Below are 22534 nucleotides of genomic sequence, written 5' to 3' on the forward strand. Positions count from 1 at the left end.
TGAACTTTCCACGCCTGATGCGGGCAGAGTATACTGCATCGCATGGCGTTTTAACCGCTTTCCTTCCGGCAATACTCATAATTTACCAGTCCGCATAGGGTACCAGCGGCTGTGGCGGCATATCCATATCGCCCTGCCATCCCGCCATGGAATAACGCACAAAGATCAGAGCGTGGCTCGGTGTATAGTCTTTGGCCTCCTGAATATCAATCCCTGCGCCGATGGACCAGTGGGAAGTCAGGCGCCGTTCTACCAGCGCCCGCGCGGTATAGCCTACACCGGTGGATGAGGAGCCCTCTTCCATGGCCTCCATCCGGGCAGGCAGCAGGCTCTGAATCGGATAGCGCCGTTCGTTGTCGGTCTTCGCATAGGACCATGAGACGGATCCCCCCAGCTCCCACGACCAGTTCTCGGTACGCTGGCGCCAGATTACCGGTACCGAGAACGAAAGGTAGCGCTGCGGGCTGTAGTAGCCTCCTTGTCCCAGGGTATAGCCGCTCAGGTCTTTATCGTAGTGCCAGAGCATATTGGTCAGGCCCACGGTCACCCGACGGTTATTTTCATTGATAAGCTTGTAGTAGTAGCCGGTCATCCAGCGTACCCGCCAGTTATCCGCCACATTCTTACCGGTTAGTTGATCGGCGCTCAGACTCGACCAGACGCCGTGATCGCCGCCCCTGTCATAGCTCATGCTGATGCCGCCACCGTCGGCGCGCACGCCGCCCCATACCTTATGGGTATTCGGGTCACGCTGGCCGGCGAACGAAAGCAGCGAACTGGAGATCGGCCGCCGGTGGGCGTTCAGGGTATAGCCAAAGGGGCCCAGATCGCTGCTGTAGCTCAGACCGCCCACCACATCGACCACGTTAAAGCCCATCGGCGTGGTGCCGATATCCGCCTCCCAGGTGTCGTTTCGCCAGCCTACCGCCACGCTGGCGCCGTTGGCCCGCTGCTGGTGGTTGCTGTTACAGGTGAAGTCGTAGCAGGTGCCCCATTTTTCGTCGTAGCTGCCACCGCTAAAGCTGCCGGCGTCCATATTCACCACGTCGGTACGCAGCAGCAGGCGCCCGTCGCTGAGCGGCGCATCTACCTGCAGCATGGTGGTGTGGGCGCGCAGATCTGAATAGCCCGGCGTACCGCTGGATCCCCAGTAATCATGATCGAGCGTGACGTTCACATCCTGCTGGCGATAGAGATCCGCCGCGTCGCTGCGTATCCCGCGTTTCAGCCAGTCATCGCTGGCGTCGTTGCGCGTCAGCCGGGTAAAAGTATCATTATCTTCAGGCCGTTTATTGGCGATTTCGGACGCCACCATCGCGTCGCGATAGCGTTCCAGCGCCTGCTGAGGTTCGCCGCTGGCGGCGTCGAAACGCGCGGCATCGCGCAACGCCAGTGCGCTGTCCATTGAAGGCGGCAGCCTTTTCGCAGACGGGACGATACGCCGGTAGATCTCGCGGGCGCGGCCGGGTTCTCCGGCCTCATTCCAGGCGTTGGCCAGTCGACGTTCGCTGTTTACCGATGGCGCAGCCTGCGAAGGCGCGCGTTCAAGCCGGGTGAGCCACTTGCGGGCCTGCGCTTTATCGTGCTGAGCCAGGGCCGTCTCCGCCAGCCCCAGCAGCGCATCCTCGTTTCCGGGCTCCCTGGACAGTACCTGCCGGTAGCGGCTGGTCGCCTCGGCGTAGTCTCCCCGCTCTACGGCCCAGTCTGCCAGAGTGAGATCGATTCGGTCGGAGGCAGGCTGGCGTTTCAGCAGCGCAATGGCCTGTGGCTCCTGCCCCGCTTCCCGCTGCTCGCTTGCCTGGGCCAGCACCCGATCCAGCGTCAGCCGCCGGGCCAGCTCCTGAATATTGTCGCTCCACTGACCGCGGGGCAGCGTATCGAGATGGCGCAACGCTGCCTCATCCCGCCCGGTAGAAGAGAGATAAAGCCCATAAGCATAGACCTGGTCGGCATCCTTTGGCTGGCGCCGGGCCAGATCGCGAAACAGCGCATCGGCCTGTGCCTGCTGACCGGCGGCATAGCGCGCTTTCGCCAGCCGGTAGAGGGTCCAGACGCTGTCGGGATAAAGCGCCAGCCGCCGCTGATGCAACTCGGCGGCCTGGTTCCAATGCCCCTGAGACTCCAGCTCGCTGGCCTGAGCTTCCAGCCGATCGTCTTCCAGACCGCGTTCGATATCGTCAATGCTGCGGCGCTGGCTGGCATTCAGGGTGTTGATAAACGCCATCGCCCGCTCCGGCGACTGACGGCGATAGACGTTGGCCAACCCGCGTACCGCGTTGCTGTTGCCGCGATCCATGCGTAACGCCTGAAGGTAATAGCGTTCAGCTTCGGCGTCATTCTGGCGTGCCACCGCCACATCTCCCAGGCCGAGTACCGCATAGCTGTCGCTGCCATCCACTGCCCGCGCCTGGCGGAATTTACGCTCTGCCAGCGCGCTATCTTTAGCGTTAAGCGCCGCGTCTCCTTCGTCAATCAGCAGCCAGTAGCGGTTGGTACTCAACAGCGATTTCCATCTGCCGCTGCTGTCGTTGTCGGGATCCAGCCGCAGCGCCCGACTAAGCTGGCGAACCGCGGCGGCGCGTTTTCCTGCCTGGGACCAGGCTTCACCCAGCGCCCCCACGGTTTCGGCATCATTTTGATTTTCACGCAGTGCCGTTTGCAGCGGCGCGACCGCCCTGGCGCCATCGCCTGCGGCCACCTGCGCCAGCCCGGTCGCCTTAGCCCGAAATCCCGGATCGGCCAGTTGCTTGCGCTGCTCCGCTAGTTTCGCCTTCGCATCGTCCACCGTCTCACCATCGGTAAACAGCGTCACAAACCGCTCCAGCGCCGCCACACTGGCGGCGCTGACCGGCAATCCCTGAATCTGCTGATACCACAGCTCCGCCGCCTGACCACGCCCGTCCCCCGAACGTGCCATCTGTTCCAGCACCCGGAATCCTTCCCGGGAGCGATGGTTATCAAACAATAATCCAGCCAGGCTGGCGCGCAGCTCGTTATTGCCGGGCATTCGGGCGTTCAGCGCTGTTAGTTGTTCAATCGCCTGAGCGCGTCGCTGCGGTTTTTTCGCCACCAGCAGCCAGTACTCCACCGCCAGCGAACCGTCCGGGGGCGTCCCCCCGAGCAAATCCTGATACGCGGCGATGGCCTCATCAATATGGCCGGTGGTTCCCAACAGCCGCGCCTGTTGCAGCGCCTGGCTGCCGGCTGGCGTGGCGAGTTTCATCTCCAGTTGCGAACGGCGATAGGCCGTGGAATCCGCCGCCGTGGATTTGAGTTTATCCATCAGCGCCTGAGCGCCCGTGCTGTCCCCCTGACGCAGCAGATAGCGAACCCGGGCGGCGATCACCTCCGGATCGTCCGGGGCGATCAGCTCCAGTCGGTAGAGCGACTGACGAACCAGATCGTCGCGATGGGTCGCCTCTCCCAGCCGCACCTGCTCCAGCAGATGCTGCCGGGCGGGATTCTCCGCCCGGGCTGGCATCGTCAGCGCCAGCCCCAACGCAACGGCAACCAGGGTTAATGAGGATCCGCGCATACCCGCTCCCAGTCCGGCACCAGTTCACCCTGAACATTAAAGCGAAAACGCTGTTGATCCCAACCCTGAGCGAACAGCGTTAACACATAGCTGTAGTAAGATTCATGGTCGGGAAAGTGTTTTACCAGCCGCTGACGCTGCACATAAAGCGCCGTGCTTTCCTGGAGCATCGGCAGCATGGCGGCGGAAAAACCGCCAGGGCCGTCGTTAGTCAACTTACCGGTCATTATGTCAATTTTTTCCGGCGGCGCGCCGCGCTGTTCCGTAGCGGCCACCATCGGCTGGAAGTGTTTCAGCAGCCGCGCCTTGTCGGGGGAGCGCTCACTAAGCATCCCCACCCACAGGTAGACGCGAATCGCATCGTAGCTGCCCGTCAGCGCAGGCTGCTCCTGCATCTGCCAGCCGCTTCCCTTATGCCAGCTGACCCAGTTGGGAGAAAACCCTTTAGGTGCAGTTTCCAGCAGCAGCCGCAGCATGGGCTCGCGCATCGCTTTCCAGGGGCCGGGATAACGGGCAAAACGAGCGATGACCTGGGGCGGCAGATAGCTGGGATTCAGGCGCCAGCTGCTGTCATGGACGTAGCCCTGCGCTCCAGGCAATAGCATTTCGCCAAGACCGGGAATCTTCACCACCTCTTTACGGGCGATCAGGTCGAGCAGCGCCCTCCCCTGTTCCGTATAATCGTCGCTATTCCAGAGCCTGCCCGCCTCCAGCAGCGCCCAGGCTATCCACAAATCGGCATCCGAAGCCGAATTACTGTCCAACACCCGCCACTGGCCATCTTCACGCCTGCCCCACAGCCAGGCAGGCAGCGTGGTTTTTACATCTCCGTTGGAGAGATTGTTACGGGTCCACGTCAGCAACTGGTCAAAGCTCTGGCGATCGTTAGCCACCAGCGCGAAGAACAGTCCGTAGCTCTGCCCTTCGGAAGTGGTGATTTTGCGTGGGTCGCTGGTGTCGATAACCCGCCCTTCATCGCTGACGTAGTGCTGCTTAAACTGCCGCCAGGCGGGCCAGTCGCAGGCGCCGCTGGCAGTCATCGCCGCCAGCAGCAGGCCCAGGGTTAATACATAACGCCATGCCATGATGTTATTCATCCTCCGGATCCAGACGACGGCGGCTTAGCATCCGCAGTACCCGCCACAGCACCCAGGCCAGTAGCACAACGCTGATGGCGGCGCAGATAGCCAGCCATACAGGATGATTCGCCAGGGAGTACCAGATACGCTCAAACCACGGCAGGTGGCCGACATAGTAAATATCACCAACCCGCAGGCTGTTGACGCCGGATTCGCGAATCACGGAAACCGAACCGTACATGGCAGCGCGTTTGCCGCTGTCATTCAGGGCGCCGTTCAGCAGTTCATAGCCGCGCGGGCTGTCCGCCAGCAGAGCAATAACGCTGCGCTGGCTATGGAACGGCGACTGAAAGCCGACAATCGCCGCCATCGCTCCCCGGGAGCTGATCGTGGTGCGAACATCAGGCTCCTGATCCGCCTGGCTTGTCATAATCGACGGCAGCGGCGTCTGGCGATACGGCGCTTTCACCCAACTCAGCGCGGCTTCAACCAGCAGATCGAGACGAGTATCGTCCTTTAATTTTTCGGGCAGGGAGCCGATAATCATCAGGTCGGCATCGCGTTTTTTAATCTCGTCGGCGCTATTGGTCAGCGCCACCTTCACCGCAGGCAGCCCGGTCTGAGCGCCGATAACGCCCAGGGTATCCAGCAAAGTGCTGACCTGCGCCGGGGTCGGCTGTTTAGACACCACCACCAGGGTATCCGACAGATCGGCCATCCGGCTGTAAGGGAAGCCCGCATTAGCAAAGACGCGCAGATCCGGCATCGCGATAAAGTGATGATAACTGGAGAAATCGATGGTCGACTCATCCTCTATCACCACGTGATTCTGCACCGGCTGGAAGGTAATACAATTCTCAATAGTGCCGCCGGGCATCGGGTTCATATACTGGAAGTCAAAGCGCAACTGGTTAGCAGCGCCGAGACGTAGTGCCGGAATGGCAACCTCATTCTTGCCGTCCAACAGCCCCTGCACTACCGGCAGTCGCATCAGCAAATCACCGCTGCGGGTTTTTGGCGACAGGCTGAAAGATTGCAAAAACTGGTTGTTCAGGCTGATATCCATCCGCGAACTGTCCTTCACCGGCGGCGCGGTATAGCGATATTTAAGATCCATATCGATGCCGTTGCTGCGCAGCAGGTAAAGATCCGGCGGTAAATTAAGCGTCAGATTAATTGAGCTGGGTTCGATACCGCTCGACTGCAGCTGTTGCTCATAGGTTTTCAGCTCGCCAAAGGTGATCGGCCGGTCGGTGCGCACCCAGTGCGGAGCATCGTAAGGTTTACGCGCCAGCAGCGGCTCCACTTTATCCACCGTGACGGCGTCGCCGCGAAACAGAATATCGCCCCGGGCAATCCCCTGAGCCGCCTGAAGCAGATCGCTGTCGTCACGGCCGAAGATCACCAGCAGCTTCACATAAGGGTTATCCGGATGGTTGATCATCTCGATGGTGGGCGCCTTCACCGGCGGATGGTCGCGCAGGAAATCCGGGCGCCTGTCGTTGGTGGCAAAGACAATGGCGTTGCTTTCCGGTAGCTGGTTATAGAGCACCGGGAAGCGCTGGCCACGCCACACCGAACGGGTACCGAACCAGGAGGCGATAATTCCTGCGGCGCGCTGCTGTTCTACGTCCGGCGCGGCGGCAAAAACCATCGGCAGCGTCAGCGGCCGATCGTCACGTGGGTCAAAGAAGGGCACCGGGAAATGGGAGAGATCGTTACGCACTTGTAGTTTCTGATACAGCAGGCTCAGGGAACTGCCGCGCCCGATATCCATCCACAGCGTGCTGTTGGCCGGGTTTTCGCACACATCACGATAGTGACCGACGAACTCCAGCCGTACCCGGTTAAAGTCGCTGACGTAGAGCGGGTCGATGGGCAGCCTGGCCAGGGTCTTTTTCCCCAGTTGCTCTTTAGTGACCGGCAGTACGCCCATTAGCTCATCGTTCAGGTACACCTTAAGCTGCGACTGTACCGGAATCAGCGCCGGAGAGGGGGTGTACTCCAGATTTAACAGCGCGCGGGACACCACTTCGTCGCTGCGCATACCGAATTCTACAGTACCGTTGGGATGCACGCCGCGCAGCACCATGCTGCCGGGCGGCGGCGCAATCTGGGCGAAGTTCAGGGTAACTTCGCGAGCCGGCGCGTTTTCCGCCACAACAGGCGCCCCGGCGCCGGGTACTCCAGGCATGACCTGCCCGGCGGCGCCCGTTGCCGCCTCTTCCGCCGTCTGCGGCACTACCGCTTTAAGGTCGTTATCGGTGGGCCCCTGCGTCACCACGCCTTCAGTAGTGGGCGCGACCGTGGGCACCATCGGCGCAGGCACCTCATTAGGGTTCGCTGGCGCCGCCATGCCAGGCCGACACGGCAACGCGCTCAGCCCCAAAACCACTGCACAGATCCAGAAGAGATTTCTATTCATCGCGTTATCATCATTGTTGAGTCATGGCCGAATCCGGTTGCCGCTCCCCGGCGCTGCGTGCCGGTCTGTGGGGCATCAGGGAAACCACCCAATCCACCGCCAGAGTGATGCTACGGAACACGTATTTAAGCGATGCCGGGGCAAATTCCGCCAGATGGCGGTATCCGCGCAGTCCCAGCGTCAGAATATCCAGCAGGCTTTCCAGCGGCTTATCTTCCGGAAAGCTGTCCTGCCATAGCGCCCAGGTGTCGGCGCGGGCGAAAGTGCACTGAATAAAATCGATATGCTGGCGGGTAGTCATTTCCACCAGTTGCAGGCCGATGCTCTCTCCGCCAGAACGTACCACCAGCGCCGGAAAGCAAAACTGCTGCTGACCGCGACGCAGCAGAAGCTGGATGCGTTCGCCGTGGCGCAGCGCCAACGTGCCGTGCAGACGAACCCCTACGCCGCCGTCGGAATAGTCGCGCACCGTACAGGGATAGAGATGGCCGTCTTCCCGGGCCAGCGCTGCGGGCATGGCGATTTCGACCCGGTGAGCGCGTCGCACCTGCTTACTCTCGACCGATACCGCCACGGCTCCGCCCAGAATTATCAGGTTGTAGGTCACCCAGGCGACACTCACCAGCACGGTCAGTATCTCGTGCTGCGGCCCTTCGAAGAAGCGCCAGACGCCGAACAGCAGCCCCAGTACGTTAAGCAGCACCAGCAGCAGATACGGCCGGGTAATCACCCAGTCGACATATTCATGGGGCACCAACCCCCCTTTCGCCGTAACGTTAAATTTCCCTTTACGCGGGTTAATCAGTGCGACGAGGGTCGGCGGCGTGATGTACCAGGCCAGTACCGTTTCGTAAATTTCGCTCCAGAAGGAGTGGCGGTAACGCCCCTGAATTTTTGAATTGGTCAGGCTGGCGTGAATCATGTGGGGCAAGACGAAGAGCGCTATCATCAGCGCCGGCGCATAGATGATGTAGGCGTGTAGCAGCAAAAAGGCCAATGGAGCCGTCAGAAAGATAAGCCTCGGCAGGCCGGACAGAAAGTGCAGCATGGCGTTGGCGTAGCACACACGCTGTGCCAGCTTCAGCCCCTTGCCGAATAGCGGATTATCCAGCCGGAAGATCTGAATCATGCCCCTGGCCCAGCGAATGCGCTGGCCGATATGCGCCGACAGGCTTTCGGTCGCCAGGCCTGCGGCCTGGGGAATGCGCATATAGGCAGAGGTATAACCGCGGCGGTGCAGGCGTAGCGAAGTATGGGCGTCTTCGGTTACGGTTTCTACGGCGATGCCGCCAATCTCATCCAGCGGCTGCCGGCGAATAACCGCGCAGGAGCCGCAGAAGAAGGTGGCGTCCCACATATCATTACCGTCCTGCACCAGCCCGTAGAACAGCGCACCTTCGTTCGGGGTTTTGCGAAAGCGCCCCAGGTTGCGCTCAAAGGGATCCGGCGAAAAGAAATGGTGTGGCGTCTGAATCAGCCCCAGCTTTTTATCTTTAAAGAACCAGCCCATGGTCAGTTGCAGGAACGAGCGAGTCGGCACGTGGTCGCAGTCGAATATGGCCACAAAATCGCCGCGCGCCTGCTTGAGGGCATTATTAATATTTCCCGCTTTGGCGTGTTCATGAGTAGCGCGGGCGATGTAGTTCACTCCCACTTCGTCGGCAAAGCGGCGAAACTCTTCACGACCGCCATCATCAAGGATCCAGATGTTGAGCTTATCTTTTGGCCAGTCCATACCCAGCGAAGCATAGACTGTCCCTTTCACTACGCTGAGCTCTTCGTTGTAGGTCGGAATCATCACGTCCACGGCTGGCCATTGGGCCGTTGAAGCAGGCAGCGGCACCGGCTGGCGATGCAGCGGCCAGATTATCTGGAAAAAGCCCAGCACCAGTACCAGCCAGGCATAGGTTTCGGCGAACAGCAGAATCAGGCCGCAGACCAGGCTCACCGGATCGTTCCAGTTCAGCGTCGAGGTATAACGCCACCAGATATAGCGACAGGAGATGGTCAGCGACAATACCACCATTACCAGCGCGGGAAAGCGCCCGGGAATGCGCCGCACCACCAGCGCAATACCCCACAGCAGCATCAGGAAGATAAACTGCGCCAGCGGGCTGAAAGGCTGGGTGACACACAGCACCGCCATAATCAGCGCCACCGCTATCACAACCCCCAGCAGAATACGTCTGGCCATCGTGCTGAACTGCGCAAGATCCTGAACGTTGCGCCTGAATCTATGGCTGCGCTCAATGCGCTGCGGCAGCGCGTTCATCCACTGATAGTAGTTCTCCCGCCAGGCCTTCATCCGTATTAGCCGCGAGGAGACTGGCGCCGCCAGCTCGCGCCCTGGTAGTATCAGCAACAGCCAGAGAGACTGGATCAGATAACGCAGCAAATCGAGCGGACGTGGGCGCCGGGGATCGATTTGCGGATAAAGACGCTGGCGCTGGGCCCTGATACGCTGCCAGCTTTCGCTCTCCAGCCGTAAAAAGATCCAGCCCAACGCCGCTATCAGGCAGTACAAACCCGCGCTGAACGGCGTGGCGCCGTTACGCCGCCAGCTCATATATCGCGTTCGCAGACGCTGGCTAACGCCGGGCGCCAGCAGACAACGCAGCACCAGGCTCATGGCCGGCTCTCCGCCAGATGCAGCAGGCACCAGCCCGCCAGAGTCATGAACTCTTCCGCTATCAGCGAATCGGGGCTGTATTCGCCAACCGGCTGTTTGGCCGCCATCGCTTCCGCCATCGCTTCATCGCTGTGCAAAATTACCGGAATCAGATTACGCTGGCTCTGGAGCCAGAGCTGATAAATATCGTCCTGCAAATGGCTGGTGACCCGTAGCCCGTTGACCAGCAGATAAGCATCCTGGGCCAGCGGCTGCTGGTGCAGGCGAGCATGGCAATTGGCATCCGGCGTTGCCACCACAATGCGGCTATCTACCGCCGCCAGGGTTTCCATTGCAAAACCGCTGAAGCCTGTGGGGATATCCACCAGAATCCAGCGATAGCGGCCGCTCTGCTTAAGGGTTTTCAGGGCGTCGAGAAAATAGGCGTTTCCTTGCGGACGCGCCAGCAGTTCGCTGCTCTGCACGGCATTCAGTTGTCCGTACGGCAGAACATCAAGGCGCGGCGTATAGCGCCAGGCAGCGCTCTGTCAGGACTGCCCTTCGTGCAGGGCGTACGCCCAACCCGCGCTCTGCGCAAAACCAATATTGAACAAAAGGCGCAACAAATTATCCGGGGCGGCGCCGATCACCAGTACGGATTCGCCCTGCTGCTGTAACGACCAGCCCAGGGCCGCCGCAATAGACGTCGTTCCCACACCGCCACGCAGCCCCTGTAACCCTACGACTGCCATCAGGTTCGCTCCCTTTAGTTACCCTGCGCCAGCTCAGCCAGCAGCGGCCAGCGCTGGAGCGCGGTATTTAGCCTTTCCTGCCGGGAGATGTCGGTATAATCAATATCCGGCAAAGCAAATGCCTGGAACAGCGTCTGAATATCATTTTGCGCCGCGATCCCAGGTAAATCCAGAAGCCCATCAGATGCATCTTTTTGCTTATTCATACCCTGCACCGGTATAATCCATTAGTATTTCTATGCACCAGGAAGATTCGCAACAAAAGAAACACGCCATGCTGCGATAAAGTTTTTGTTTTACAATGCTAAGACCGCTGTTATTTATTTTCAATGTTAGGTTCATTTCCGCAGTTTGGCGAGTAAGCGAAGAGAGAGATCATGGCCCCCATTTTTTCTGTTGGAATCCACGCACTATGGGACGAATTGCGGCATATGCCCGCAGGTGGCATCTGGTGGGTAAACGCCGAACGTTTTGAGGATGCGGTACGCCTGGCCAACAGCACAATCTCCACCCAGAAAAATGATGCGAAAGTCGCTTTCGTCACAATGGGAACGGCACCGAAAAAGATTCTCACTTCGCTTTCTGAAAACGGGCCGGAAGAGATTTTACTCTATAAAGCGAAAAATACGAAAAATAGTCTATACTCGCTATTGCCAGATTTGTCATGCAATATAAACCCTGAGCATTTTCTGATTGTTTTTTTGCTCAAGGATAATTTTTTTAACAAAGCAAGATCAGAAAAACTTCATGAGATTATCAATAAGATAAACAAACAGTGCCAAAAATATCAGTGCACATTACTGGTGATAAATCCGGGAAGGCGCAGTGACGATCAATATTCCGCGTTGGTGAATGCGCATCGGAGCCTGAACGGCCTGGCGAGCTTGCGTCCGCAGAATGATGCCTGGATTTTCGATGTCGCTTTCTGGTGTAACGAAAAAGGCGTCAGCGCCCGACAGCAGTTAACGATTCGCTGGCAGCAAAGCCGCTGGGAATTGTGTGAGTCGGTACAGAGCGATCCGCAACCCCGCAGCGATGAGCGAACGATCCTTAGTCACAAGGCGGTTCTGGAAGGCGCGCCGCCGCTCTCGGAACACTGGCGCCTGTTTGACAGTAATCAGGCGCTGTTTGACGCGGCACGCAGCGCCCAGGCAGCCACGATCATCTTTTCACTCACCCACAACCGCGACGTCGAATCCATCGCCCACGACCTACATGCCCTGCGCCGCCAGCGCGGCAGCGCGCTGAAGCTTATAGTGCGTGAAAGCCAGGCCAGTCTGCGCGCCGTGGACGAACGTTTGTTGATGGGCAGCGGCGCCAGCCTGGTAATTTCGGGAAATACGCCGCTTTCACGCTGCCTGACGCTTATCGAAAGCATACAGGGCCAGCAGTACACCCGCCCGATACCGGAAAATCTTTCCGATCTCATCGGCGCGCTGCGCCCGCTGCAGCTACGAGGCTGGCAGCCCTGGGGCGCCTTCTGTAACGCCATTGAGGCACTGCTCCATAACCCCCTGATTCCCGAAAACAATCGCGGCGTACTGGTGGCCCTGCGTCCGGTTCCGGGGCTGGCGACAGAGCAGGCGCTTTCCCTCTGTCGTCTTAAACGCCAGGGCGACATCATGACCGCCAATGCTCAGCGTATTGTGCTATTCCTGAGCTACTGCCGGATTAACGATCTGGATATTGCCCTGAAGAACATTTTTTTGCTGCCGCCGGATGAGGTGGCCTCCAACCGTATGGTGTGGTTCGAAGATCGGCAGATCGCTGCGGAGCTGATCCAGATGCGCACCCAGGCGCCGCGCCGCGACATCATGCCTGCCGCCAAGGCTCAATCCGCCATTCGGACCGAAGAAGCGCCAGACATGGGGCGCCGTCAGCCTCATCCCGTCACCCTTCTGGCCCCGGAGTCTGCTTATGATGAGCATCAGTGACATTCTTCAACTGATTGTACTGTGCGCCGTTATCTTTTTGCCGCTGGGGTACTACGCCCGCCGCTGGCTGGCGCCCCTGACAACCTGGGCGCGCATCACCTTTTTCAAACCCCGTTTCGTCAAACCTGCCGGAACATTACGCCGGCAACAGGATGTCAGGGCAAACTCAGAACATGACTGAACATAAATCAACGCCGCCATTAACAACACCGCTCTGGCAGTACTGGCGCGGGCTTTCAGGCTGGAACTTCTACTTTCTGGCTAAATTCGCGCTGCTCTGGACTGGCTACCTGAATTTTCACGCGCTGGAGAACCTGGTTTTTGCTGCTTACCTGCTGTTTCCGATTCCCGCTCCGCGGCTGCATCGCCTGCGCCACTGGATCGGTCTGCCTGTCGGTATCGCTCTGTTCTGGCACGATACCTGGTTGCCAGGCCTGGACAGTATTCTCAGTCAGGGTTCCCAGGTGGCCGGTTTTAGCTGGGATTATATTCTGGATCTCACCACCCGCTTTATTAACTGGCAGATGGTGGGCGCGGCATTTGTGCTGCTGGTGGCCTGGCTGTTTATCTCTCAGTGGGTGCGGGTAACGGTGCTGGTCGTGGCGGCACTTATCTGGCTTAACGTGCTGACGGTTTCCGGCCCGGTGATTGCGTTGACCCCAGGCGGCAATACGGCACCAGCGGCAGTCACCACCGCTATCTCTTCTGGCGATGCCAGTACACCTCAGGTGGGGGACATTCCGGCCCAGACCGCCCCGGCTAATTCCCAGAATCTCACCGCGTGGCTGAACAGCTTTTACGCCAGCGAAGCCAAACGCCAGACAAAATTTCCTGCCTCGCTGCCTGCGGATGCCCAGCCCTTCGAGCTGCTGGTCATCAATATCTGTTCGCTGGCCTGGTCCGATATGGAGGCCACCGGTCTGACATCGCACCCGCTCTGGTCACACTTCGATATTCTGTTTAAGGAGTTTAACTCCGCGACCTCATACAGCGGCCCGGCGGCGATTCGCCTGCTGCGCGCCAGCTGTGGTCAGCCTTCCCATAAGAATCTCTATTCGCCGGCCGGCAATCAGTGCTATCTGTTCGATAACCTGGCGGCACTCGGCTTCAGTCAGCACCTGATGTTGGATCACAACGGCGTCTTCGGCAACTTCCTGAAAGAGATTCGTGAAAACGGCGGCGTTCAGTCGCCGCTGATGAATCAGAACGGTCTGCCTACGAACCTGCTGTCGTTTGATAACTCACCGATCTATGACGATACGGCGGTGCTGCAGCGCTGGCTTTCTGCAGAAGAGCGCGATCCCAACGCCCGTTCCGCCACTTTCTTTAACCTGCTACCGCTACACGACGGCAACCACTTCCCCGGTATCAGTAAGACCGCCGACTATAAGGTGCGCGCCCAGAAGCTGTTCGATCAGTTAGATAGCTTCCTGAGCGAGCTGGAAAAGTCAGGGCGTAAGGTGATGGTGGTCGTGGTGCCAGAGCATGGCGCCGCGCTGAAGGGCGACAGAATGCAGGTTTCCGGGCTGCGTGATATTCCCAGCCCGTCTATCACCCACGTGCCGGTGGGCGTGAAGTTTATCGGTATGAAGGCGCCTCATCAGGGCAGCCCGATTGAAATTAGCCAGCCCAGCAGCTATCTGGCGATCTCCGAACTGGTCGCACGCTCCGTGGACGGTAAGAACTTCGTGGCCGATCAGGTGGACAGGAACGCCCTGACCAGCGACCTTCCGCAGACAGCACCGGTTTCCGAAAACGCCAATGCCGTGGTGATTGAGTATCAGGGTAAACCCTGGGTTCGCCTTGGCGGCGGCGATTGGGTGCCATATCCGCAATAATAAAAAAGGTTCATCGCGGATTGTCGTGAAGCTGAAGTTACGGCGGCTGCCCTGGGTTCCGTGAATACTCCGGCGATTTTCAGGCCGGAGTGTCACTGCCCTGAATCTTCTGCCCTGATTTATCCGTAAAGGTATTGTTGGTTGTATTTGAGCGATCCGGCCGAAGCGATGAGGGGTTGCCACCCGGCTTAAAAAACGCCGCAGCGTTCACGCAGGGCCGGAGGAGCGACAGGATGTCGCGACAGGGCAAGGTCGCCAGGGATGGCGACCTTGCCCGTTCCGAAAAGCCCGGCGTGATAAGCGAAGGGGCCCCGAAGGGAGTTTTTTACCGCCGGGGAGCCCGGGTCGCCAGGGGGGCGGCGACTGAGCCCCCCTGGCCCGTTCTACCTGCTGTGGATTAACAGAGAAGCTGTTGCCTGAAGTGAACGGAACAGCCCGCCGCATCACATATTCTGCCAGTTTTGTTCTGAAACCGGGCACCGAAGCCGTCTGTTCCCCTCACCCCGGCCCTCTCCCGAAACGGGAGAGGGAGTTTCCCGGCAATGAACAGAACTGCCCACCGCATCGTCATATTCTGCCGCTTCTATTCTGAAAGCGGGCGCCGTAGCCGCCTGTCACCCTCACCCCGGCCCTCTCCCGAAACGGGAGAGGGAGTTTCCCGGCAATGAACGGAACAGCCCGCCACATCATCATATTCTGCCGTTTTTGTTCTGAAACCGGGCGCCGTAGCCGCCTGTCACCCTCACCCCGGCCCTCTCCCGAAACGGGAAAGGGAGTTTCCCGGCAATGAACGGAACGGCCCGCCGCATCATCATATTCTGCCGGTTTTTTGTTTCCGCTTTCGAACACTCCACGCTAATACACGATGAACCATAAAAAAGCGCCTCTTTCCTGGTGGAAGAGGCGCCCTATCTGCCCGTCAAAGTCAGAACTGTAGCTTGAGCCCCAGAGTGCCGCGCGTATCGCTATATTTATTACGCCCGACCTGCTGACCGACATCAGCCCACAGCGCCAGACTGCTGCTCAGTTGCCCTTCGGCACCGATCCGAACTTCCGCCAGGTTCTGACCACCGATCATGGCGTTACGCTCACCGTTCATCTTCACCGCAAAGGCCCGGGTGTTGTGTATCCAGTTGGCTTCAACGTAGGGACGGAAGCTGTCAGAAATCCCTTTTTCCGGCCGCCCCTTCATCCAGGCCCGCATGCCCAACTGAGTCATCACATTGCCGGCTCCGCTGCTGCTGACACGGGTACCCTGATCTTCCACCAGCGAATCCGCCCGAACATCCATCCAGACCGCCTGCCCGCGCGGCTCCAGCCAGAAGCTAAAGCGTTCAGAGGTACCCACAGGCAGTGCATAACCAGCCTCTACCGAGGCAGTCACGCCGCGGGAGCGGTATTTTTCCTGACGAAACTCATCGCCGGAGACCCGATTATGGAACCAGGCGTACTGAATCCAGCTATCGACCCAGGCACCAGTACGCTCCGCATCGTCGGCAAACCAGGTGCCATACACGCCAACGCTATAGCCGTTTACCTGGCCGCGTGACGTGTAGCCGGTAATTTCTGAACGGGTTTTGCTCTGGTTATGTCCATAGCCCGCCATCAGACCAAGCCGCCAGCTGTCACGCTCATTGCGACTCCAGCGCGCCACATCGCCACCAAGCTGCAAGGTATAGCTGTTACTGTGGCTAATCAACTGACCGCCCGCCTCTTCGAAACGGCTGTGCGAACCGGTATTACGCAACCACAGCGTGGTTGTATGACGTTCGCCGGTCAGCGGATCGACATACTCATGCTCGCCCTGCCGGTCATGTAATCGGGTCAGAAACAGCGTATTGGCCGCCGCGATATTAGCGACATAGCTACCGCTTTCCGGTCGATAAACTTTAGCGTAGTCATAGCGCCCGACCGCATCGCCGCTACCGCTGTCATTGGCATCATTCCCATTACCGGGTTCGCCAGAATTACTGTTGTCGTTCCCTTCTTCAGCAGGCAGCCCTTCTGGCGTGTTCGTTCCACCACCGTTGGCCGTTTCACCGGAACCGCCATCCGTATTATCGGTATCACTCCCCGTTCCTTCTTCCGTGGGTACTTCCGGGACATTTGTGCCAGCGCCAGTATCATCACCCGCCTCTCCCGTCTGCGGTGGAGTGTTCTCCCCCGTCACATCCTCTTCGCTGTTGCTCAGATACCAGTTGCTTCCTTTCTGCACCAGAGCGTAATCGTACAGGCCAATTCCGACGCGACGCTCCAGGCTGAATACGCCATCGGATGCGCCGCCGACGGCGATCAGTTCGATTCCCATATCGGTGTGTTCACCGTGACCGTAGATGTTATTGAACTTCACCTGAGTATTGCCGCTGGTGTTGCCGGTGACGACCATACGATCGCCGGGGGAATCGCTGTCGCCATTCAGGGTGACGTTCATTACCAGAGTACCGCCATCGCCGTGATAATCACCATTCACCGTCAGCGTCTTAAACTCCGACCCGGAATCATTCAGAAAGTGAATGGTGCCGCCATTGAGCTGCAAACCGGTCAGCGTAGAATTACCGGTCATATCCCAGAGGCTACCGGCGCCATTCAACGCCAGGTTCACGGTACCGCCATTCGTCGCCGTCATTGTGCTGTAAAGATAAGCATTATCCGCCGTACGCAGGTCAATATCCCCGTTATCTGCGGTTACCGCGCCCCAGGCATTCACCGTCTGATCATTAAGCGTCACCTTACCGCCATTCTGAGCGAAAAAAGCGGTGGCGTTATCCGCCGTGCGTAAATCGCCCAGGTTTACGCTACCGTTCAGGTCAATGGCGCTGTTGCCTTCGGCCCCTACATAGATAAGAGCGTTCGACAGCGGCGAGCCTTCCGTCACGCCAATATTCAGTCCGCCATTCACCACAATTGTCGAGGTAACATCATCCCGGCTGTTCTGCGCCAGAATAAAGCGGTCGGTTTCACTGACGCTGGCATTGCTGTCCAGCGAGAACCAGATATCGCTTAGCTGCACGCGAGCGCCATTCTGAGCCACAATGCCGTTAATTCCGTGGTGGTTCCCGGCGTCGCGAACCAGCGTCAGCATCGCCCCATTCTGCAAATCGATGCCCGCCAGCCCCGATGCCGCTGGGCCGCTGGCGGATATCGCCGTCAATATGCCACTACCGGAAACCGACAGACCGGTGTAGCCCGTCGCGGTAATACTGCCGTTATTCGCCACCAGCCCTTTAATACTCATATCCGAGCTGCTGCCGTTCACCACGATCTCTGCGTTGCTCATCGCGATATTCTGCCCTGCGGCCTCAACGCCCGTCGCCTCTCCACTGGCAATAAGGTTTATTTTTACATCCTCAAGCTGAATATTCACGTTTTGACCGGCGTTACACTCTCCGGGCTGGCTACAATTCGCTAATATTCCGGTAGCATTCCCTGAATTATTATTCAGTGTGATCCCTGATAAGCCAGATAAATTAACGAATTGAGAGTCAGCATTTCCCGATAAGGCTATCGAGTTCAGCCCATATAGCTGCGCCATCTTTTGACCATAGTGGTCATCTTTAGCGATGATAGTGAGGTATTTACCACGTACCGTTCCACCATTCTCTACGGTAAGCGCATTAGCACTATTCGCTGATATAATTTGGGTTCCGCTACCTAAATCGATCGCGCTGTTATTAGCGTAAACCACATATCTGGCAAGCGTTGCTGGTATGTTTGAGCTATCAATGGTCGCGCCGCCGTCAACAACGATATTTCCTGACCCCAGCACAATGCCTTGCCCGGGGCCGTTCGATGCGCCATTGATGGCCCAGACCGCCGAGACGCCACTGCCGTTATTAATTACTAAATCGCTGGCACAGACCGAGGCAGGGAGCAGCGCCAGGGCTATCTGAATGGCGGATCGTTTCTTTACGCCTGGTAAAATATGCATTCTGTTTCTTCCTGATATGAGCATCCATCTTCTCCACCAAAACGTACTTTCACAACGGGGGATGAACAAAGAAAATAAATTCATGTCTGATGCAAAGCATCACAGACATAATATTCAAACTAATGATAATGAGTTAAAGTCATTAACACCATTTTCAAGAGTCACATCCTATTAAGAATTTTCATAAGGAGTTTAATTTTTAAATGAAATAACACAACCTATATCACAGAAGATATTTTATTTTCAGACATATCCAATAAATCACTGAATAAAAATACAGAAAAGTATACTCAGAAAAAATATTACTGACATTTCCATTCAGTCAACAAAAAAAGAGCGCCTGCTGGCGCTCCTGGAAACGATAATGTAAAAGGCTCAGGCGGCGTGGAACGATGAATCGCCGTCGTTTCCTTCATCCTTATCGATGGCAAAACAGGCCACCAGCTGCCCCTGGTATGATTTGAGCTGCGGCGGGCTTTGGGTGCATGGCTCGAAACAGCGGCGACAGCGGGCGCTGAAGGCGCAGCCCGGCGGCGGATTCAGCGGACTGGGCAACTCGCCGGTGAGTTTTATCCGCTCCCTGCGTAATGCCGGATTCAGGCGCGGCGTCGCCGACAACAGCGCCTGGGTATACGGATGGCGTGGATTATCGAAAATCTGCGTTTTGGTGCCTTTTTCCACACAGCGTCCCAGATACATCACCATTACCTCATCGGCGATGTGCTCAACCACCGAGAGATCGTGCGAAATAAAGACGTAGGAAAGCCCCATCTCCTGCTGCAGATCCATCATCAGATTCAGCACCTGCGCCCGTACTGAGACATCCAGCGCCGACACCGGTTCATCGGCGATCACCACATCCGGATCCAGCATCAGGCCACGCGCAATAGCAATACGCTGGCGCTGGCCACCGGAAAACATATGCGGATAGCGATCGTAGTGCTCCTGCTTCAGCCCCACTTTCGCCATCATCGCCATGGCCTTTTCACGTCGCTCCGCTTTACTTAATCCGGTGTTGATCAGTAGTGGCTCTTCCAGAATTTGTCCGACCTTTTTGCGCGGATTCAGCGAAGCATACGGATTCTGAAACACTATCTGGATCTTCTGACGACGCAGCTTCTGGGCCTGGGGATCGTGCTTCAGCAGATCCTGGCCCTGCCAGTACAGTTCGCCCCCGGTCGGGGTTTCGATCATGGTCAGCAGCCGCCCCAACGTGGATTTACCGCAGCCGGATTCACCCACCACGGCCAGCGTTTTACCGCGCTCCAGGGTGAAAGAGACGCCGTCCAGCGCCTTTACCTGGCGTTCCGGCGCAAAGAGTCCGGTTTTTACCGGGTAATATTTTTTAAGGCTTCTGGCCTGCAACAGCGGCTGGCCGGTGTTGTTCTGATTACTCATAGCGTCGGCCTCCCGGCATCATCAAGCGGATAGTGGCATTTTGACCGGCGACCGTCCGGCAGGCTGGCAAGCTGCGGCTCCTCGGCCCGACAGCGGTCGGTGGCGTAAGGGCAGCGCGGATTCAGCAGGCAGCCGGACGGCCTGTCATATTTACCCGGCACCACGCCAGGCAGCGAGGCCAGCCGCGCTTTGTCCTGCGCAAACTCCGGCAGCGCCCGCAGCAGCGCCTGGGTATAGGGATGGCGCGGCGCGCGGAAGATATCCTCCGCAATCCCGGCCTCAACCACCTGCCCGGCATACATCACGATGATTTTGTGAGCGGCTTCAGCCACCAGCGCCAGATCGTGGGTGATCAGAATCAGCGCCATATTTTCCTGCTGCTGCAGCGCCAGCAGCAGTTCAATGATTTGCGCCTGGATGGTGACATCCAGCGCGGTAGTTGGCTCATCGGCAATCAGCAGCCGGGGCCGACAGGCAATCGCCATCGCGATCATTACGCGCTGACTCATACCACCTGACAGCTGGTGCGGATAAACATCCAGCCTTGAAGCGGGATCGGGGATCCCTACCAGATTCAGCAGATCGATAGCCCGCTGACGCCGGGTGCGGCGATTGCCGCCCTGGTGTACCTTAATCGCCTCCATGATCTGGTAGCCCACGGTGTAACAGGGGTTCAGACTGGTCATCGGATCCTGGAAGATCATCGCCACATCGGCGCCCACCAGGTTGCGGCGCTCCCGCGCAGAAAGACGCTGCAAATCCTGACCGCTGAACACCAGCTCCTGCGCCATCACCTTCCCTGGAAAGTCGATAAGCCCCATCAACGCCAGCGAACTCACCGACTTTCCTGAGCCGGACTCGCCGACAATGCCGACCACCTCGCCCTGATCCACGCTATAGCTAACGCGATCCACGGCGCGAAACGGCGCCGCGTCGTCGCCGAAATGCACCGATAAATTATCAACATTCAGTAACGCCATCTCTTGCCTCTTTTACTGCTTGAGTTTGGGATCGAGGGCATCGCGGAGTCCGTCCCCCATCAGGTTAAACGCCAGCACCGTCAGCAGAATGGCCAGCCCCGGGAAGGTCACAACCCACCAGGCACTCTGGGCAAACTGCAAAACATCCGAGAGCATGGTGCCCCACTCCGGCGTAGGAGGCTGTGCCCCCATCCCCAGAAAGCCAAGGGCAGCCATATCGAGAATGGCATTAGAGAAACCGAGCGACGCCTGAACGATCAGCGGCGCAAGGCAGTTAGGGAAAATATTAATAAACATCTGGCGCAGCGCGCCCGCGCCCGCGACCCGGGAAGCGGTGACATAGTCCCGGTTAACCTCTGCCAGCACCGCGGCACGGGTCAGACGCACATAGTGAGGCAGCGCCACAAAGGTCAGCGCCAGCGAGGCATTGACGATGGAGGGGCCGAAAATCGCCACCAGAACCAGCGCCAGCAGCAGGCTGGGCAGCGCCAGCATGATATCGACCACGCGCATAATGGCGATATCCACCACACCGCCGAAGTAACCCGCCGCCAGGCCAAGGATAATCCCCATCACCAGCGACAGCACCACCACCAGGCAGCCCACCAGCAGCGACAGCCGGGCACCGTACATCAGGCGCGATAGCACGTCTCGTCCTACGTCGTCGGTTCCCAGAATATGCTGCCAGCTTCCCCCTTCCTGCCACACCGGCGGATGCAACAGCGCATCACGGAACTGCTCCGCCGGGTTATGCGGGGCGATGAAGCTCGCCAGCAGCGCAATTAGCACCATGATGACAATATAGGCCAGGCCGATCACCGCCCCTTTGTTGCGCCGGAAGTAGAACCAAAACTCGCGCAGCGGCGACATCGGCGCCGGCGCACTCAGATTATTTTCAGTCAGTTGCGTCATGATGCCTCCTTACTTCCTGTGGCGAATGCGCGGATTCACCACGCCGTACAGCAGATCCACCAGCAGGTTCACCAGGATAATCATGGTCGCCACCAGCAGTACGCCGCCCTGTACCACCGGGTAATCGCGGCGCTGTAGCGCTTCAATCAGCCAGCGGCCAAGGCCCGGCCAGGAGAAAATGGTTTCGGTCAGGATCGCCCCCGCCAGCAAAGTGCCCACCTGTAGACCGATAACCGTGACCACCGGCAGCATCGCGTTACGCAGCGCATGCACAATAATCACCCGCAGCCGACTCAGCCCTTTGGCGCGGGCGGTACGGATATAGTCTTCGCCCAACACTTCCAGCATCGAAGAACGGGTCATACGCACGATCACCGCCAGCGGGATGGTACCCAGCACAATCGCAGGCAGCACCATATGCCCGAGCGCGTTAATGAAATCGCCCTCTTCGCCCCACAGAGCGGTATCGATCAGCATAAAGCCGGTTAACGGCATGGTGTCGTCCAGAAAAACCATATCGCTGATGCGCCCGGAAACCGGGGTCAGATTTAGCTGTACCGACACCAGCATAATCAGCATCATGCCCCACCAGAAAATGGGCATAGAGTAGCCGGTCAGCGCCAGACCCACGGCGGCGTGATCGAAAATGGAGCCGCGTTTTACCGCCGCCAGGACACCCACCGGAATCCCCACCGATACGGCGAAGATCATGGCGCACACGCCAAGTTCCAGCGTGGCCTTAAAGCGTGGAACGAACTCATCCCAGACCGGAATGCGGCTTTTCAGGGAGATGCCCAGATCGCCATGCAGCACGTTCCAGACATAGGTGAAATATTGCTGCCAGAGCGGCTTGTCGAGCCCCAGCTGCGCCAGAAGCTGAGCGTGACGCTCAGCGGACATACCGCGCTCGCCCGCCATAATCATCACCGGGTCGCCGGGAATCATATGCACAAAGGCGAAGGTCAGCAGCGTAATACCAATAAACGTCGGGATAACCAGCCCCAGACGTCTGAGAATAAACTGCAGCATATCTGAATTCTCTTATGTCACCCGCCAGAAACGACACAGCCGCCGGAACGCCAGGGCTTCCTGCCGGGATTCGATACTTTGATCGTCAGGTTGCTCCCTCGCCGTTACGACGAGAG

At 58.3% G+C, this 22534-nt stretch carries 14 protein-coding genes and 1 pseudogene; 4 read left to right on the top strand and 11 right to left on the bottom strand.

What is annotated here, in order from left to right:
- Positions 1 to 82: 82 nt before the first annotated feature.
- The 6 genes and pseudogenes from bcsC to bcsR form a co-directional block, all read right to left on the bottom strand.
- Complete coding sequence (bcsC, locus tag V3W49_RS14245; RefSeq protein WP_500146339.1) at positions 83 to 3535, bottom strand: cellulose synthase complex outer membrane protein BcsC; 3453 nt, start codon at positions 3533 to 3535, stop codon at positions 83 to 85.
- Entirely contained in the window at positions 3517 to 4623 is a 1107-nt protein-coding gene (gene bcsZ, locus V3W49_RS14250; RefSeq protein ID WP_500146366.1) for a cellulose synthase complex periplasmic endoglucanase BcsZ, read from the bottom strand. Before bcsZ ends, bcsC begins: the two co-directional genes overlap by 19 nt.
- Position 4624: 1 nt before the next feature.
- Complete coding sequence (bcsB, locus tag V3W49_RS14255; RefSeq protein WP_500146340.1) at positions 4625 to 7039, bottom strand: cellulose biosynthesis cyclic di-GMP-binding regulatory protein BcsB; 2415 nt, start codon at positions 7037 to 7039, stop codon at positions 4625 to 4627.
- A gap of 10 nt (positions 7040 to 7049) precedes the next feature.
- The gene (gene bcsA / locus V3W49_RS14260; protein ID WP_500146341.1) at positions 7050 to 9668 is read right to left on the bottom strand and encodes a UDP-forming cellulose synthase catalytic subunit; all 2619 of its coding nucleotides are present in this window, start codon (positions 9666 to 9668) and stop codon (positions 7050 to 7052) included.
- Positions 9665 to 10399 (bottom strand): annotated as a pseudogene (gene bcsQ, locus V3W49_RS14265) (cellulose biosynthesis protein BcsQ). Before bcsQ ends, bcsA begins: the two are co-directional and overlap by 4 nt.
- 14 nt (positions 10400 to 10413) lie before the next feature.
- Positions 10414 to 10605, bottom strand: coding sequence for a cellulose biosynthesis protein BcsR (gene bcsR / locus V3W49_RS14270; protein WP_500146367.1), 192 nt, complete (start codon positions 10603 to 10605; stop codon positions 10414 to 10416).
- A gap of 171 nt (positions 10606 to 10776) precedes the next feature.
- Between bcsR and bcsE the strand changes: the two genes are divergently transcribed.
- The 4 genes from bcsE to V3W49_RS14290 all read left to right on the top strand — a co-directional run bounded on the left by bcsE (position 10777) and on the right by V3W49_RS14290 (position 14572).
- Entirely contained in the window at positions 10777 to 12333 is a 1557-nt protein-coding gene (gene bcsE / locus V3W49_RS14275) for a cellulose biosynthesis protein BcsE (RefSeq protein WP_500146342.1), read from the top strand.
- Entirely contained in the window at positions 12320 to 12514 is a 195-nt protein-coding gene (gene bcsF / locus V3W49_RS14280) for a cellulose biosynthesis protein BcsF (protein WP_500146368.1), read from the top strand. Before bcsE ends, bcsF begins: the two co-directional genes overlap by 14 nt.
- Positions 12507 to 14171 carry a cellulose biosynthesis protein BcsG gene (gene bcsG, locus V3W49_RS14285; protein ID WP_500146343.1) on the top strand — a complete coding sequence of 555 codons (1665 nt, stop codon included), beginning with the start codon at positions 12507 to 12509 and terminating at the stop codon, positions 14169 to 14171. Before bcsF ends, bcsG begins: the two co-directional genes overlap by 8 nt.
- A 233-nt stretch (positions 14172 to 14404) precedes the next feature.
- Positions 14405 to 14572 (top strand): hypothetical protein, encoded by a 168-nt coding sequence (locus tag V3W49_RS14290; protein WP_500146345.1) that lies wholly within the window; start codon positions 14405 to 14407, stop codon positions 14570 to 14572.
- A gap of 524 nt (positions 14573 to 15096) precedes the next feature.
- On the opposite strand, the gene V3W49_RS14295 is transcribed toward V3W49_RS14290, so the two are convergent.
- The 5 genes from V3W49_RS14295 to dppB all read right to left on the bottom strand — a co-directional run bounded on the left by V3W49_RS14295 (position 15097) and on the right by dppB (position 22418).
- Positions 15097 to 18099 (bottom strand): autotransporter outer membrane beta-barrel domain-containing protein, encoded by a 3003-nt coding sequence (locus tag V3W49_RS14295; RefSeq protein WP_500146347.1) that lies wholly within the window; start codon positions 18097 to 18099, stop codon positions 15097 to 15099.
- 375 nt (positions 18100 to 18474) lie between these two features.
- Positions 18475 to 19497 carry a dipeptide ABC transporter ATP-binding subunit DppF gene (gene dppF, locus V3W49_RS14300; RefSeq protein ID WP_500146348.1) on the bottom strand — a complete coding sequence of 341 codons (1023 nt, stop codon included), beginning with the start codon at positions 19495 to 19497 and terminating at the stop codon, positions 18475 to 18477.
- Positions 19494 to 20477: a dipeptide ABC transporter ATP-binding protein gene (dppD, locus tag V3W49_RS14305; RefSeq protein WP_500146349.1), complete on the bottom strand. Its 984-nt coding sequence runs from the start codon at positions 20475 to 20477 to the stop codon at positions 19494 to 19496. Before dppD ends, dppF begins: the two co-directional genes overlap by 4 nt.
- 12 nt (positions 20478 to 20489) lie before the next feature.
- Positions 20490 to 21389 (bottom strand): dipeptide ABC transporter permease DppC, encoded by a 900-nt coding sequence (gene dppC, locus V3W49_RS14310; protein ID WP_500146351.1) that lies wholly within the window; start codon positions 21387 to 21389, stop codon positions 20490 to 20492.
- Positions 21390 to 21398: 9 nt separating this feature from the next.
- The gene (gene dppB, locus V3W49_RS14315) at positions 21399 to 22418 is read right to left on the bottom strand and encodes a dipeptide ABC transporter permease DppB (RefSeq protein ID WP_500146352.1); all 1020 of its coding nucleotides are present in this window, start codon (positions 22416 to 22418) and stop codon (positions 21399 to 21401) included.
- Positions 22419 to 22534 lie beyond the last annotated feature (116 nt).

The organism is Rosenbergiella sp. YN46 (genome assembly GCF_036620675.1).
Lineage (GTDB): Bacteria > Pseudomonadota > Gammaproteobacteria > Enterobacterales > Enterobacteriaceae > Jejubacter.